A 13,619-nucleotide genomic window follows, 5' to 3' on the forward strand; every position below is an offset into this window, starting at 1 on the left:
CATGAAGCCAGACCTGCTGTCCCTGCTGCGCATCGATCTTCCCATCATCCAGGCCCCGATGGCCGGCGTCTCGACGGCGGCGCTGGCGGCGGCCGTGTCGCAGGCGGGCGCGCTCGGCTCGATCTCCGTCGGCGCCGGCGACGCCGCGCAGGGCCGCGCCGCCATCGCCGACGTGCGCCGCCTGACCGACCGGCCGTTCAACGTCAACGTGTTCTGCCACCGTCCCGCGCAGGCCGACGCCGCGCGCGAAGCGGCCTGGCTCGACTACCTGTCTCCGCATTTCGCCGCCAGCGGCGCGCAGCCGCCGGCGTCCTTACGCGAAATCTACAAAAGCTTCCTCGACGACGATCCGATGCTGGACGTGCTGCTGGAGACGCGTCCCGCCGTCGTCAGTTTCCACTTCGGCCTGCCGGACGCGCGCCGCATCCAGGCGCTGAAGGACGCGGGCATCGTGCTGCTGGCCAGCGCGACGTCGGTCGATGAAGCGCGCCAGGTGGAGGCGGCCGGCATCGACGCCGTTGTCGCCCAGGGCTACGAGGCGGGCGGCCACCGCGGGCTGTTCGATCCGGAGCGGGGCGATCCCGCCATCGGCACGTTCGCGCTCACGCAAGGGGTGGCGCACGCCGTCCGCATTCCGGTGATCGCGGCCGGCGGCATCATGGACGGGAACGGCATCGCCGCCGCGCTGCGTCTCGGCGCCAGTGCCGCCCAGATGGGCACCGCGTTCATCCTGTGCCCGGAGTCGTCCGCGACACCGCACCACCGCGCGCTGATGCAGGCCGGGGAGGGCGTCATCACGGCCGTGACGGACGTCGTCTCCGGCCGGCCCGCGCGCGGGCTCGTGAACCGGCTGTTCAGCGAGATCGGCGCGCCCGGCCACCCGCCGCTGCCGGATTATCCGATCGCCTACGATGCCGTGAAGGCGCTGAACGCGGCGGCCACGAAGGCGGGCAACAACGATTTCACGGTCAACTGGGCAGGGCAGGGGTTTGCGCTCGCACGGGCGCTGCCGGCGGGAGAATTGGTGCGCCTGCTCGGCGGGGAACTGGCTCAGGCGTCGGCGTAAGCCGTCTCGATGGCTTCCCTGCGCGGCCTGGACGCGATGTGCACGACCAGCACCGCGTCGAGCGGCAGGGCAGGGTGCGCGGCGCGGTGCTTCGTGAACCAGAACACCTCGTCCACGTCCTCGTCGCCGGCATCGTGCGCGGTCGCGAGCACGTGCTGGTCCTCGGGCGCGTCCTCGTAGTCGACGGCTTCCAGCGCCGCGTCGTCCACGGCTTCGATCCAGGCCTCGGCATCCTTGCCCCAGGCCTGCACATAGCGCGCGCCGGACGCGACGAGCCAGCGCGCGACGTCCCACAGCCACATTTCCGCGACCTCGTCTTCGGCCAGCACGATGGCGAGGAAGGGCGGGCGCGCGCCCAGGTCGGGCAGGTCGGCGTCGGGCGGCAGGTGCAGATATGTAAGAGTCTTTCGTTGCATGGCGCTAGCTTACCATCCTGCGTTACTATCTTGCTCGCGCCGGGACGGTCCGGCCCGATCCGTGGAGTCCCATGAAAATCCTTGCTTCCCTCGCGCTCGCCGCCGTTTCAGTCACGTCCGCCCACGCCGCCATTCCCGTGTACGGCTTCTTCGTCAAGAACACCTATCCGCACGACCCGCAAGCCTTCACGCAGGGGCTGTTCTTCAGGGACGGCCAGCTGTACGAATCCACGGGCCAGAAAGGGCACTCGTCGCTGCGCAAGGTCGACCTGAAAACCGGCAAGGTGCTGCAGAAGAAGGACCTGGCGGACGAATACTTCGGCGAAGGCTCCACGGCCGTCGGCGACACCATCGTCGGCCTGACGTGGCAGTCGAACGTGGGCTTCCTGTTCGACGCGAAGACGTTCGCGCTGAAGGGCCGCTTCAACTACAAGGGCGAGGGGTGGGGCCTGGCCAGCGACGCGAAGCACGTCTACATGAGCGACGGCACCAGCGAGATCCGCATCCTCGACCCGAAGACGCTGGACGAGCAGCGCCGCATCCGCGTGACGGCCGAGGGCAAGCCGATCACCCAGCTCAACGAACTCGAAATCGTCGACGGCCAGATCTTCGCCAACGTGTGGGGGACCGATGTCATCGCCCGCATCGATCCGGAGACCGGCAACGTCGTCGGCTGGATCGACTGCACGGGCCTGCTGCCGCCGGACCAGCGCGGGACGACGAATCCCGACGCGGTCCTGAACGGCATCGCGTACGAGCCGAAGCAGCACCGCCTGTACGTGACGGGCAAGCTGTGGCCGAAGCTGTTCGAGATCGAACTTATCCCTATTCGGAAGCCGTAGGGTGGGCTCCCCGAGCCCACGCGTGACGTCTGCGTATCGCCGGCGTTGCGCGTGGGCGGAGGGCCGCCCACCCTACTGCACCGCGATCACGACCTTGCCGAAGTGCGAGCCGGATTCCATGTGCCGGTACGCCTCGCGCGCCTGGTCGAACGTGAACACGCGGTCGACGACGGGCTGCAGCCCGGTCGCCTCGGCGAAGCGCACGACCTTTTCCAGCATCGCGCGGCTGCCGACGTAGACGCCCACGAGCCGCTTGGCGGTCGCCAGCAGGGTGGCCGGGTTGACTTCGCCGCCGAAGCCGCTGACGCCGCCGATGATGGCGATGCTGCCGCCCATCGCGGTGGACGCGATCGAGCGGTTCACGGTGCCCTGGCCGCCCACTTCCAGCACCACCTGTGCGCCCGCGCCGCCTGTCGCCTGCAGCACCTCTTCCTGCCATTCCGGCGTCGTGCGGTAGTTGATGACGTGGCGCGCGCCGAGCTCCTTCGCCCGCTGCAGCTTGGTGTCGCTGGACGACGTGATGATCGCGTTCAGCCCGGCCGCCCGGGCCAGTTGCAGGCCGAGGATGCTGACGCCGCCCGTCCCCAGCAGCAGTACGGTGTCGCCCGGGCGGACGGCGTTGCTGGATTCGAAGATGGCATTCCACGCCGTCACGCCCGCGCAGGGCAGGGTGGCCGCGTCGACGAAGCTCATCCCGTCCGGGATTTTCACCAGCGCGTCCTCGTCCAGCACCACTTCCTCCGCGAGCATGCCGTCGACGTCGCCGCCGAGCGCGTGACGGACTTTCTCGGGGCTGGTCGGACCGTCCTGCCAGTACGGGAAGAACGAGGCCGCGACGCGGTCGCCGGGCTGCACGCGCGTGACGCCGGGACCGGTGGCGACGACTTCGCCGGCGCCGTCCGAGCAGGGGATGATGGGGTCGTCGACGGTGACGAGGTAGTTGCCGCTGGCGACCATCAGGTCGCGGTAGTTCAGCGAGACGGCGTGCACGCGGATGCGCACTTCGCCATTGCCCAGTTCACGGTGAGGAAAATCCACGCATTGCAGCCCGTCGATGCCATCGCCGGGTAAGATCTGGTAAGCCCGCATCGCTGTCCTCCATCGGTTGGTCGGCCGCCCACACTGGGCGGGACGATATTGTCGCCGCAAGCCCGGCGCTCGTGGCGCACGCTTATTTGGCGCTTATTTGGCGCTTATCTGGCCGCCGCCTTGCCCCGCTGGCTCGGGATGAACTCGTCGAGCACCGCCTGTTTCATCAGCGCCGGCGGCAGGATGCCCTGGGCGATGATGAAGTCATTGAAGGCCTTCAGGCTGAAGCGGTCGCCCAGCGCGATCTCGGCCTGCGTCTTCAGCGCGCGCAGTTTGACGTAGCCGTAGTAGTACGCGGTGGCCTGGCCCGGCATGCGGTACGAATAACGGTCGACTTCCGACTGCGCGAACGGCTCGGACAGCACGACTTCGCGCATCAGGAACTGCTTCGCCTGTTCCGGCGTCATGCGGCCCAGGTTGATCTGCGGGTCGAGCAGTGCGCGCGCCATGCGCAGCAAACGGGCCTGCAGCGAGACGAGCTGGCCTTCCGGCGGCATGTACGGCAGGATCATCGCTTCCGAATACAGCCCCCAGCCTTCGACGTTCGTGCTGTTGAAGGCGAAGCGGGCGCGCGCCACCGACATGCCTTGCTCCACCATCGACGCGAACTGCAGCTCGTGGCCCGGGCGCGCCTCGTGTGCCGTCAGCGTCCAGGCCATTGCGGTAAAGTCGAAGTCGTTCATCTTCTCCTTCGACTTCGCGTTCGGGTTCGCCAGCGGGATCACGAACTCGCCATACTCTCCCGTGTTGCCGATCATGCGCGGTGGGCTCATGAACGGCGCCGGCGAGCGGGCCGCCTCGGCAGGCGTCGCGGTGCGGATGTTCGCCTCGCGCGACGGCAGGGTCACGAGATCGTGGGCGCGCACCATGCCTTCGATATCTTTTAAACGCTCGCGGTAGTACGGCATCAGCTGGTCGGGGGCGATCGAGGATTTTTTGAGCTCGCGGATCACGTCGCGGTAGTCGGACGAAGGCAGCTGGTTGCGCGCGGCGATGATGCCCGCCACGACCTGCATCTCGTCGCGCACTTCCTGGAAGTCGAAGCCGGCGCGCTCGATCATCTGCTCCGGCGCGATGTCGACGCCGACGTTGGCGAGACGGTTCACGTAGATCGCTTCCGGCAGGCGCACTTCCTTGCGCGTGCGCGGCATCAGGCGATTGCGCACCCAGTCGTCGTAGTCCTTCACCTGGGCCTTCAGCGCCGCGAAGTCGCTTTCCCAGCCGGTGATGTTCGCTTTCTTGAACAACTCCTCGATGCCGTCCATGTAGGTCGCGTTGTTGTTCAGGCCTTCCTCGACCTCGCCCACGTACGGGCCGATCAGCGTCTTGCTGGCAAGGCGTTCCTCGCCGCGGGCGCGCGCCAGCGTGGCGATCGGCGCGTAGCCGGCTTCCTTGCCGGCGTAGCGCTTCAGGCGTACCAGCGCGAGCTTCTGGCGTTCCGGCTTGTTGCGCGGGTCGAGCAGGGCGCGCAGGCCGCCGTACACGACTTCGCCCACGTTCACGTACTCGAGCAGGTACTTGTGCTCCAGCTTCATCGTCGCGATCTTCTTCTCGCGCGAGTCGATCAGGATGTCGAGGTCCTGGCGCACCTTCACGTCCTTTTCCTGGGCGCGCTGGCGGCGCAGTTCCGCGAGGCGTTTTTCGGTGTCGGCCAGTTCGCGCTCGTACACGCGCGGTTTCAGGTCGGCGACCTGGGTGTCGTAGCTTTCGTCGCCCAGTTCCGTGGATTCCTCGGGCACGTATTTACCGGTGTCCTGCAGGACCGGCTGGGTGTAGGCGTCGCTGCGCGCGACCCATGCGGGTGCGGCTGCGCACGCGGCGCCGGATGCGAACAGGAGGGCGAGGCCGAGACGGATCATGATGCTGCCTTGTCGTGGTAAAGCAGGCATTCTAGAGCTAGATCGGCTTCGCCACCATGAACCAGAAGATGAAGACGAACGCGATGAACGCCGGCACGCCGAGCGCCACCCACGTGCGGAAGTATTTCCAGTACAGGGCGGGAAGCGGCGTGCCGTCGCGCGCGGCGTCCGCCGCCATGTCGCGCAGGCGCATCTGCAGCCACACGACGGGCAGCCAGCAGGCGCCCGCCAGCACGTACAGCATCAGCGACCACATGATCCAGCGGCTGCTCATCGGATAGCCGGCCAGGTGCACCATGGCGAACCCCGTGGCCGGCTGGACGACGGCCGTCGTGGCCGTGAACAGCCAGTCCGCGATCACGACGTATTTGCTGACGACGGCGATCGCGCGCACGTCGCGGCTCAAATTCGCGAACAGCATGTACCAGGCCGACCCAATGCCCGTGCCGAACAGGAAGGTCGACGACAGGATGTGCAGCCATTTCACGACGACGTAGTCCATCATGTGTCCTCTTTCTCGAGTTCGTAGAGCAGCCAGATCGCGGCCAGCATCGGCAGGTTCTTCGTCAGCGGGCCGTAGGGGTGGATCAGGAATTCCGGCAGCCGGACCGCGATCACGACCGAATAAAAGCCGATCAGCGCCAGTTGCATGAGCCACAGCCAGCGGCGCCGGCGCAAGAACAGCGTGCCGGCGCCCAGCACCAGGTCGAACACGGACGCGCCGTACAGCATCAGCGGGCGCAGGGCCTCGGGGATGCCCGCGCGCGCCAGCAGTTCGTAGCTGGCGGCCGCCGGGTAGAGGAATGCCGAGACGATGGCGGTGGCGATCCAGACGATGGCGATGGCGAGCCGCAGCACGGGCAGCAGCCAGTCCAGCTTCGCGCGCGCCCGCTCGGCGCCGGGGTCGACGACGAACGACGCGATGTCGCGCGGCGGGCGTCCCAGCAGGCGCAGCGTGGGGCCGGGGTCGGCCGCGTTGCCGCGGTCGAGCATGCGCAGCGCGTCCGGGTCGAGCAGCGCGCCGGGCAACCAGGCGCCCACGCGCGCAAGCAGCCGCGCGACACCCCCCGGCAGCGGCAGCACGCGCAGCCTGCCCATCCCCATCGCGCGGCGCAACGTGGCCAGGTAATCGACGAACGGCAGCGCCCGCGGTCCGACGAGGGCGATGCGGCGCACAGGGCCACTCTCGGCCTTGTCCGCATACAGCCGCTGGCGCAGCAGCGTCACGATGGCGGCGACGACGTCGTCCACGTGGATCGGCTGCACGAGTTGCGGGGAATCTCCCAGGCGCACGGCGCACGGCAGCGATGCCATCGCCTTGAACACGCGCGCGCTGGCACCGTCCGCGCCGTAGACGAGCGACGGCTGCACGATGGCGGCGCGGATCGGGAGCGTGGCGAGATAGTCGTCGGCGGCCTTCTTCGACAGGTGGTACGCGGTGTCGGCCTGCTCGTCGGCACCCAGCGCGGACAGTTGCACGACCATGTGCACGGCGTCGGACTCCGCGCAGGCGGCGAACAGGGCGCGCGGCGTTGTCGTGTGCAGGTTCGCGAACGTCTGCGTGCCGCGCTCGCGGAAAATGCCCACGGTGTTGATGACGGCTTCCACCTCGGAAAGGCGCGCCAGCCACGTGGATTTGTCGGTATCGTTGGCGAAGTCGGCGCGGATCGCGGACAGGTGCGGGTGGCTCGGCAATATGCCGGGATGGCGCACCGCGCACACGACGTCATGGCCCTCCGCCAGCAGCGCGCGCAACAGGTGCTGTCCGATGAATCCCGTTGCCCCCGTGAGCAGGATCCGCATGCTTTTCCTTTCTCTACTCTCCAAGAGGACTTCATGGAATCATGGAACACGGCATTCAGGCGCGGCCTTGTCGGCGGCGCCACGTCCAGCCTGCTGTCGACCGCGGCGCTGGCCCTGCTCGGCCGGCGCGAAGCCGGCAGCGCCTACGCACCGACCAATGCGGTCAGCCACTGGATTTATGGCGACGAGGCATTGCATGAACACACGCCCACGCTGCGCCACACCGTCCCCGGCTACCTGATCCACCACGGCAGCGCGATGTTCTGGTCGGTGCTGCTCGAGCGCGTGTGCGGCCGCGTGTTCGACCGCAAGAAACCCGCCCTGACGCTCGGCGTGGCGACCGCCGCCTCGGCCGTGGCCTGCTTTGCCGACTACCAGCTGACGCCCAGGCGTTTCCAGCCGGGCTACGAGGCCCACTTGTCGAAGCCGTCGCTGGCCGTCGTCTACGGCGTGTTCGGCGTCGGGCTGGCGCTCGGTGCGATGCTCAGCCGCCGTTCCTGATTTCCTTCGAGTGTAAGCGAGGCGGCGATATCGTGGCGTCAGGGTGCATTGACGGCCAGCTGCGCCGCGAACGCACGCTGGTACGCGGGCCGCGCTTCGCCGCGCGCGACGTAGGCGGCCAGCACGGGGAATTCGTCGAGGATGCCGGACGGCCGCAGCCGGAGCAGCACCGACACCATCATGAGGTCGCCCGCGCTGAAGTCGCCGTCGAGCCAGTCGGCATCGCCCAGGCGCGCCGACAGCTGCTTCATGCGGTCGCGCACACGCTCCTCGACGAGCGGGATGCGTTCCTTGCTCCAGGGCTTGTCGCCTTCGAAGATGCGGGCCGTGACCAGTTCCAGGATGGGCGGTTCCATGGTGTTGAGCGCGGCAAACAGCCACGTGATGGCGCGGGCCCGCGCATGGTCGCCGGCCGGCAGCAGGGCGCCGTGGTGCGTGGCGATATGAAAGACGATGGCGCCCGTCTCGAACAGCACGAGGCCGTCCTCTTCATACGTCGGGATCTGGCCGAACGGGTGCAGGGCGAGGTGCGCCGGTTCTTTCATGGCGCGGAACGACACGAGGCGGACGTCGTACGGCAGGCCCGCTTCTTCCAGCGCCCAGCGCACGCGCGTGTCGCGCGCGAGGCCCTTGCCGCCGTCGGGCGAACGTTCGAAGGCGGTGATCGTGATCGTCATGGCGCGGCTCCTGGCAGGGTGGGCAACCCCGTGCCCACGCGTAACGCCAACATACCACGAACGTCACGCGTGGGCACAGGGTGCCCACCCGACGCATCAGAAGCTGTAGTTCGCGCGCGCATACACGTAGCGGCCATTGTTGCCGAACGGCGTGTAGTTCGAGAACGGCGTGTTGCTGGTCGTGTTCAGGGCCGGCGGCAGGGTTTCCGAGTACTGGTCGAACAGGTTGTCCGCGCCGACCGCCAGGCTGAACTGGCGAGTGAAGGCGTAGCGGGCTTCCAGGTCGACGATCGTCTTCGCCTTCAGCGTGAAGTCGAACGCTTCCGTCGTGCCCGGCGACAGCACTTCGCCGTAGCGCGTGGCGCGGGCCGTCACGCCCCACTGGTTCAGCTTCCAGTTGGCGCTCGCCGTGATCTTGTTCTTCGGCTGGCCCTTTTCCAGCGTCAGCACGTTCACGCGGTCGAACAGCACGGGCGCCGGATCCAGCGCGGCCAGCTGTGCGGTGGTCGGGACCCTGGTCACGTCCGTGTGGTTGAAGTTGCCGGCCAGCGTGAAGTCGAAGCGGCCGGCGGCGCCCGCGTTCCACGGCATGCTCGCGACGATGTCGACGCCTTCCGTCTTCGTGTCGACGCCGTTGATGAAGAAGCGGCCGCCGCCGACGCCGATGAAGCCTTGCGACACGATGTAGTTGCGCACGGCCGTCGACAGCAGGTTCTCCGACAGCACGATGCGGTCGCGCACGTTGATGCGGTAGGCGTCCACCGTCAGGCTGACGGGGGCGAAGCGCATGACGGCGCCCAGCGAGAAGTTGGTCGACTTCTCGGCCTTCAGCGGCTTGGCGCCCAGCGCGACGGCGACCGGATCGTTCGGCGTGAACGTCGTGATCTCGTACGGGATGCCGTTGACGAAGTTGGTCGACGTCGACGTGAAGCTCTGCTGCTGCAGCGACGGCGCGCGGAAGCCGTTCTGCACGGCGCCGCGCAGCGCGAAGTTCTTCGTGAAGTCGTAGCGGCCCGCCAGCTTGCCGGACAGGTTGTTGCCGAAGTCGTTGTAGTGCTCTTCGCGGATGGCGGCGGAGGCGAGCAGCTTGTCGGTGACGTTCGCTTCGACGTCGACGAACACGCCGATCGCGGTGCGCGACTTGTGCGACGCATTGGCCGGACGGAAGCCCGGGAATACCTGCGCGCCCGATGCGGCCGGGATGCCGCTCGGCAGGATCACGCCGCCGTTGCGCCAGGAATCCGGCTCGCCCGCGTGCAGCTCGTAGCCTTCGCGGCGCGCCTCGGTGCCGACCGCCACGTTCAGCGGCGACGCGAGACCGCCCACGTCGAACTTGCGCACGCCGGTGAGGTTGTACACGAGCTGGTTGTACGAGAAGCCGCCCGCATCGAAGTTCGTCTTGCTGGTCGGGCCGATCGACGCGTTCAGCGTGTTCTGCACGTCGTAGTTCATGCCGTTCTGGCCGTACACGAGCGACGTGTCCAGGTCCCAGTCACCGAGGGCCCAGGTCATGCCGGCGGCGGCGCTGAAGTCTTCGACGGTCGGGGCGATGATCGGCAGGAAGCCGTCCGGGTAGATCGATTGCACGTTGCGGCTGTCTTGCGGCATGCGGAAGTAGCCGGCCGAGCGCGCGTCGCGCAGCTGGTAGCTGCTCCAGCCGTAGACCTTCACGTCCGGGGACAGGTTGTTGCCCACGTTGACGAACACGGTCTTCTGCTGCATCTCCGGGTCGCCGTACCAGGCGTCGAAGCGGTTGATGGTCAGCTCGCGCGGATCGTAGGCGCCGTTCACTTTCGCGTACAGCTGGCGCATGTCGTAGCCGCTGCGCTCCGTGTGGTTCTGGTCCTTGTATTCGGCCGCGATGGTGATGTAGCCCGTCTCGCCCAGCGGCAGGCCTTTCCAGGCGCTGACGGTCGTGGTCTGGCCGTCCGTGCGCTTGCGCGAATTGGGTCCGGTCCACGTGGCGCCGGCCGGCGCCGCGGCGTTCAAGAGGTCGTATTCCGAAATGTGGGCACCGTACGTGATCGTGCCTTCGCCGCCCGTGCGGTCCGTGCGCAGGCGGACGTTGACGACGCCCGAGATTGCGTCGGAACCGTATTGCGCGGCCGCGCCGTCGCGCAGCACCTCGATGCTTTTCACGATGGCGGACGGCACCGTGTTCAGGTCGACGGCGGCCGAGCCGCGGCCGATGGAACCGTTCAGGTTCACGAGCGACGACGTGTGGCGGCGCTTGGAGTTCACCAGCACGAGGCTCTGGTCCGGCGCCATGCCGCGCAGGGTGGCGGGGCGGACGGTGTCCGTGCCGTCCGTCAGCGTGGGACGCGGGAAGTTCAGCGACGGCAGCGCCACCGACAGGGCCTGGTTCAGTTCGGTCGAACCCGTCGTCTTGAGGGTGTCGGCCGAGATGATGTCGACGGGAGAGGCCGTGTCGAGCGCCGTGCGGTTGGCGACGCGGGTACCGGTCACGACGACGGTGGCGGTGCTGTCCTGGGACTGGGCCAGCAGCGGCGTGCCGGCGAACAGCGTTGCGATGGAGAGGGCGAGTACGGATTTTTGCGGCACAAATCGTTGTTGCATTCTCTTGTCCTTATTCTTGATCTACGTGGATACAACGGCAAGCTCGACTTGATAGTGGAGCTTGATTGTTATCGTTGTCAATTGTGCTAACCCGCAATAGATGTAAGGACGCAACAGATGTGCATGCACGGTGCATGGATGCACCGTGCTGGACCGGGTTTGCTTCGGGGAGGGGCGATTCGTCGCCCCCGCGGAGGCGGGGAACGACGGTAGATTTATTTCCCGCGGATTTTCTGCACCAGCGTCACCACCGCCAGCACGACCGCGCCGACGACGACACCCGCCGCGGCATCGACGACGGCCGGTGCCACGGCCGCCAGCAGCCTGCCCACGACCGGGACGCCGGCCACCGCCGCGGCGGCGCTCTCGGCCAGATGGTGCAGCGGCTCGAACGCGTGGCCGATGATGCCGCCGCCGACCATGAACATGGCCACCGTGCCGATCACGGACAGCGACTTCATCAGGCGCGGCGCGGCCGCCAGCAGCAGGTTGCCGATGGCGCGCGCGGCGCTGCTGGCGCGCCGGCTCAGGTACAACCCGAGGTCGTCGATCTTGACGATGCCCGCGACGATGCCGTAGACGCCGATCGTCATCGCGACCGCCACCGCGACGAGGGCCGCCACCTGCGCGCCGAACGACGCGCCCTGTTCGTTGACGACACCCAGCGAGATCACGATGATTTCCGCCGACAAAATAAAATCGGTGCGGATCGCGCCCTTGATCTTGTCCTTCTCGACCGCGCGCAGGTCGGCATTGGCCGCCAGCGCCGTCGCCAGTTCTTCTTCGTGCGCCGCATCCTCGGCGGCGCTGTGCAGCAGTTTATGGGCGACTTTTTCGAAGCCCTCGAAGCACAGGTAGGCGCCGCCCACCATCAGCATCGGCGTGATCGCCTGCGGCAGGAAGGCGGAGATGGCGAGCGCGGCCGGAACGAGGATCGCCTTGTTGCGCAGCGAGCCCATCGCCACCGCCCACACGACGGGCAGCTCGCGGTCGGCGGTCACGCCCGTCACCTGCTGGGCGTTGAGGGCGAGATCGTCGCCCAGCACGCCCGCCGTCTTCTTGGCGGCGACCTTGCTCATCAGGGCCACGTCGTCGAGCACGGTGGCAATGTCGTCGATAAGTGCCAATAAACTTCCTGCAGCCATGTACCGCTCCCCAATATCAATATGCTCACATCTTAACCGACGCAGCCAGTCGGTCCGGTACACGGTTCAGGCGCGTTTTCTGCGTTTCAAACCCGAAAATCTGCATCTCGTCGCTTTCCCGTGCAGCTTATCGCGGGCGATACGTATAGTGACAACATTGGCTGCGGTGCAGCAGCCTTTCCGACCTGAAGGAGATGTCCATGAACCAGAACCTCGACCTGCCGTCCGTTCCGCGCCGCCGTGCCCGTCCTCCGAAGCGCAAGACCCGTATCACCATCTACCTCGACGACGAGGTCCTGGACGAATTCCGCTCGCGCGCCGAGCGCACCGGCACCGGTTACCAGACGCTGATCAACGCGGCGCTGCGCCTGCGCCTGGCCAGCGGCGACGCGAATCCGGCCGCCGCCTGAGCAAAAAATCGCAGAAACCCCGCCAATACAGGGTGTATGACGTGTAAGAAGATTACGCGTAGCAATTAATTATGCTAATCTTCCGGCTCTTTCAACCCGGAGGATTTATGAAAAAAGGCGAACTGATCGCTGAATTTGCGAAGCGTACCGAGATGTCGGGCGCCGCTGCGAACGACGCAGTGAACACCATCATCGACATCATCACCGAGCGTCTGAAAAAAGGCGACACGGTGGGTATCACCGGCTTCGGCACGTTCTCGGTCACCAAGCGCGCTGCCCGCAAGGGCCGCAACCCGGCAACCGGCGAAGTGATCAAGATCGCTGCGTCGAAGACGCCGCGCTTCGCTGCCGGCGCGACCCTGAAGGCCGCCGTCAACCCGAAGAAGAAGTAAGCAGTACCCCGCGGCTGGCCGCGGCCGTCCGGCAATCGCCGGCGCCGTGCGCCATGCCCGCGTATCCTTTCTCTCCCCTTCCGCTTCCCTCCCATGAGCTTCGCCACCTGGATCACCTTCGTCATCGCAGGTTCGCTGATCGCCATTTCGCCCGGCTCCGGCGCCATCCTGTCGATGTCGCACGGCCTCGCCTACGGCGTGAAAAAGGCCAGCGCCACCGTACTGGGCCTGCAACTGGGCCTCGTGCTCGTGCTGGTGATCGCCGGTGCCGGCGTCGGCTCGCTGCTGGTCGCGTCGGAGACAGCGTTCACCATCGTGAAGATTGTCGGCGCGCTGTACCTGATCTGGCTCGGCATCGCCCAGTGGCGCGCGAAGGCGGAAGCGTCGCACGTCTCGACGGCCGGCCTCGCGGCGCACCCGTCGTTCGGCCGCCGCGTATTGACCGGCTTCCTCACCAACGCGACGAATCCGAAGGGCATCATCTTCATGGTCGCCGTGCTGCCGCAATTCATCTCGAACGCGGCGCCCGTGCTGCCGCAACTGGCGATCCTGGGCGTCACGATGGTCACCATCGATACCACGGTGATGCACGGCTACGCCCTGCTGGCATCGACGATGCAGCGCTGGTTCCGCGACCCGCGCGCCGTCAAGGTCCAGAACCGCTTCTTCGGCGCCGTGCTGATGGCGGTCGGTGCGCTGATGTTCTTCGTCAAGCCTGCCCACGCCTGAACGCGGAAACATTTCGCAACCATTTGTAATTCGTGTCGTCGTTTCGTACGCTCGTGCGTTGTAATGCAGGAGACGCAATCCGTCGCGTCTACCAACAAGAATACGAGTTTATT

The 13,619-nt window shown here is 67.0% G+C and carries 14 protein-coding genes; 6 read left to right on the plus strand and 8 right to left on the minus strand.

From position 1 onward, the window contains the following. The first annotated feature begins 1 nt into the window (after nt 1). Entirely contained in the window at nt 2–1,066 is a 1,065-nt protein-coding gene (locus ACEN98_RS01740; RefSeq protein WP_413380937.1) for an NAD(P)H-dependent flavin oxidoreductase, read from the plus strand. Here the strand turns inward: ACEN98_RS01740 and ACEN98_RS01745 are convergent. After that, nucleotides 1,051–1,482, minus strand: coding sequence for a hypothetical protein (locus ACEN98_RS01745; protein WP_413380939.1), 432 nt, complete (start codon nt 1,480–1,482; stop codon nt 1,051–1,053). The genes ACEN98_RS01740 and ACEN98_RS01745 overlap by 16 nt on opposite strands. 71 nt (nt 1,483–1,553) lie before the next feature. Here ACEN98_RS01745 and ACEN98_RS01750 point away from each other — a divergent pair, with 71 nt between their 5' ends. Further along, nucleotides 1,554–2,324, plus strand: coding sequence for a glutaminyl-peptide cyclotransferase (locus tag ACEN98_RS01750; RefSeq protein ID WP_413380941.1), 771 nt, complete (start codon nt 1,554–1,556; stop codon nt 2,322–2,324). Nucleotides 2,325–2,396: 72 nt separating this feature from the next. Here the strand turns inward: ACEN98_RS01750 and ACEN98_RS01755 are convergent, their stop codons facing one another. The 4 genes from ACEN98_RS01755 to ACEN98_RS01770 form a co-directional block, all read right to left on the minus strand. Beyond that, nucleotides 2,397–3,413 carry a zinc-dependent alcohol dehydrogenase family protein gene (locus ACEN98_RS01755; protein WP_413380943.1) on the minus strand — a complete coding sequence of 339 codons (1,017 nt, stop codon included), beginning with the start codon at nt 3,411–3,413 and terminating at the stop codon, nt 2,397–2,399. A gap of 104 nt (nt 3,414–3,517) precedes the next feature. Continuing rightward, nucleotides 3,518–5,272, minus strand: coding sequence for a DUF885 domain-containing protein (locus ACEN98_RS01760; protein ID WP_413380945.1), 1,755 nt, complete (start codon nt 5,270–5,272; stop codon nt 3,518–3,520). 37 nt (nt 5,273–5,309) lie between these two features. Continuing rightward, complete coding sequence (locus ACEN98_RS01765) at nt 5,310–5,774, minus strand: DUF2269 family protein (RefSeq protein WP_413385936.1); 465 nt, start codon at nt 5,772–5,774, stop codon at nt 5,310–5,312. Then, nucleotides 5,774–7,075 carry an SDR family oxidoreductase gene (locus tag ACEN98_RS01770; RefSeq protein WP_413380947.1) on the minus strand — a complete coding sequence of 434 codons (1,302 nt, stop codon included), beginning with the start codon at nt 7,073–7,075 and terminating at the stop codon, nt 5,774–5,776. Before ACEN98_RS01770 ends, ACEN98_RS01765 begins: the two co-directional genes overlap by 1 nt. 33 nt (nt 7,076–7,108) lie before the next feature. Between ACEN98_RS01770 and ACEN98_RS01775 the strand changes: the two genes are divergently transcribed. Further along, a complete protein-coding gene (locus ACEN98_RS01775) occupies nt 7,109–7,576 on the plus strand; it encodes a hypothetical protein (RefSeq protein ID WP_413380949.1) in 468 nt (155 codons plus the stop codon). Nucleotides 7,577–7,614: 38 nt separating this feature from the next. Here ACEN98_RS01775 and ACEN98_RS01780 read toward each other — a convergent pair whose 3' ends face one another. From ACEN98_RS01780 to ACEN98_RS01790, 3 genes are all read right to left on the minus strand, one after another. Beyond that, entirely contained in the window at nt 7,615–8,253 is a 639-nt protein-coding gene (locus tag ACEN98_RS01780) for a glutathione S-transferase family protein (protein ID WP_413380951.1), read from the minus strand. A 96-nt stretch (nt 8,254–8,349) separates the two neighbouring features. Further along, on the minus strand, nt 8,350–10,830 hold the full coding sequence (locus ACEN98_RS01785; RefSeq protein ID WP_413380953.1) for a TonB-dependent receptor plug domain-containing protein: 2,481 nt from the start codon (nt 10,828–10,830) through the stop codon (nt 8,350–8,352). Between the two features lie 215 nt (nt 10,831–11,045). Next, the gene (locus ACEN98_RS01790; RefSeq protein ID WP_413380955.1) at nt 11,046–11,975 is read right to left on the minus strand and encodes a DUF808 domain-containing protein; all 930 of its coding nucleotides are present in this window, start codon (nt 11,973–11,975) and stop codon (nt 11,046–11,048) included. Nucleotides 11,976–12,175: 200 nt separating this feature from the next. Here ACEN98_RS01790 and ACEN98_RS01795 point away from each other — a divergent pair, with 200 nt between their 5' ends. From ACEN98_RS01795 to ACEN98_RS01805, 3 genes are all read left to right on the plus strand, one after another. Next, a complete protein-coding gene (locus ACEN98_RS01795) occupies nt 12,176–12,385 on the plus strand; it encodes a BrnA antitoxin family protein (RefSeq protein ID WP_036239616.1) in 210 nt (69 codons plus the stop codon). Nucleotides 12,386–12,492: 107 nt separating this feature from the next. After that, nucleotides 12,493–12,777 (plus strand): HU family DNA-binding protein, encoded by a 285-nt coding sequence (locus ACEN98_RS01800; protein WP_036239618.1) that lies wholly within the window; start codon nt 12,493–12,495, stop codon nt 12,775–12,777. A gap of 93 nt (nt 12,778–12,870) precedes the next feature. Continuing rightward, a complete protein-coding gene (locus tag ACEN98_RS01805) occupies nt 12,871–13,506 on the plus strand; it encodes a LysE family transporter (protein ID WP_413380957.1) in 636 nt (211 codons plus the stop codon). Nucleotides 13,507–13,619 lie beyond the last annotated feature (113 nt).

Source organism: Massilia sp. CT11-137, assembly GCF_047302885.1.
Taxonomy (GTDB): Bacteria; Pseudomonadota; Gammaproteobacteria; order Burkholderiales; family Burkholderiaceae_D; genus Telluria; species Telluria orientalis.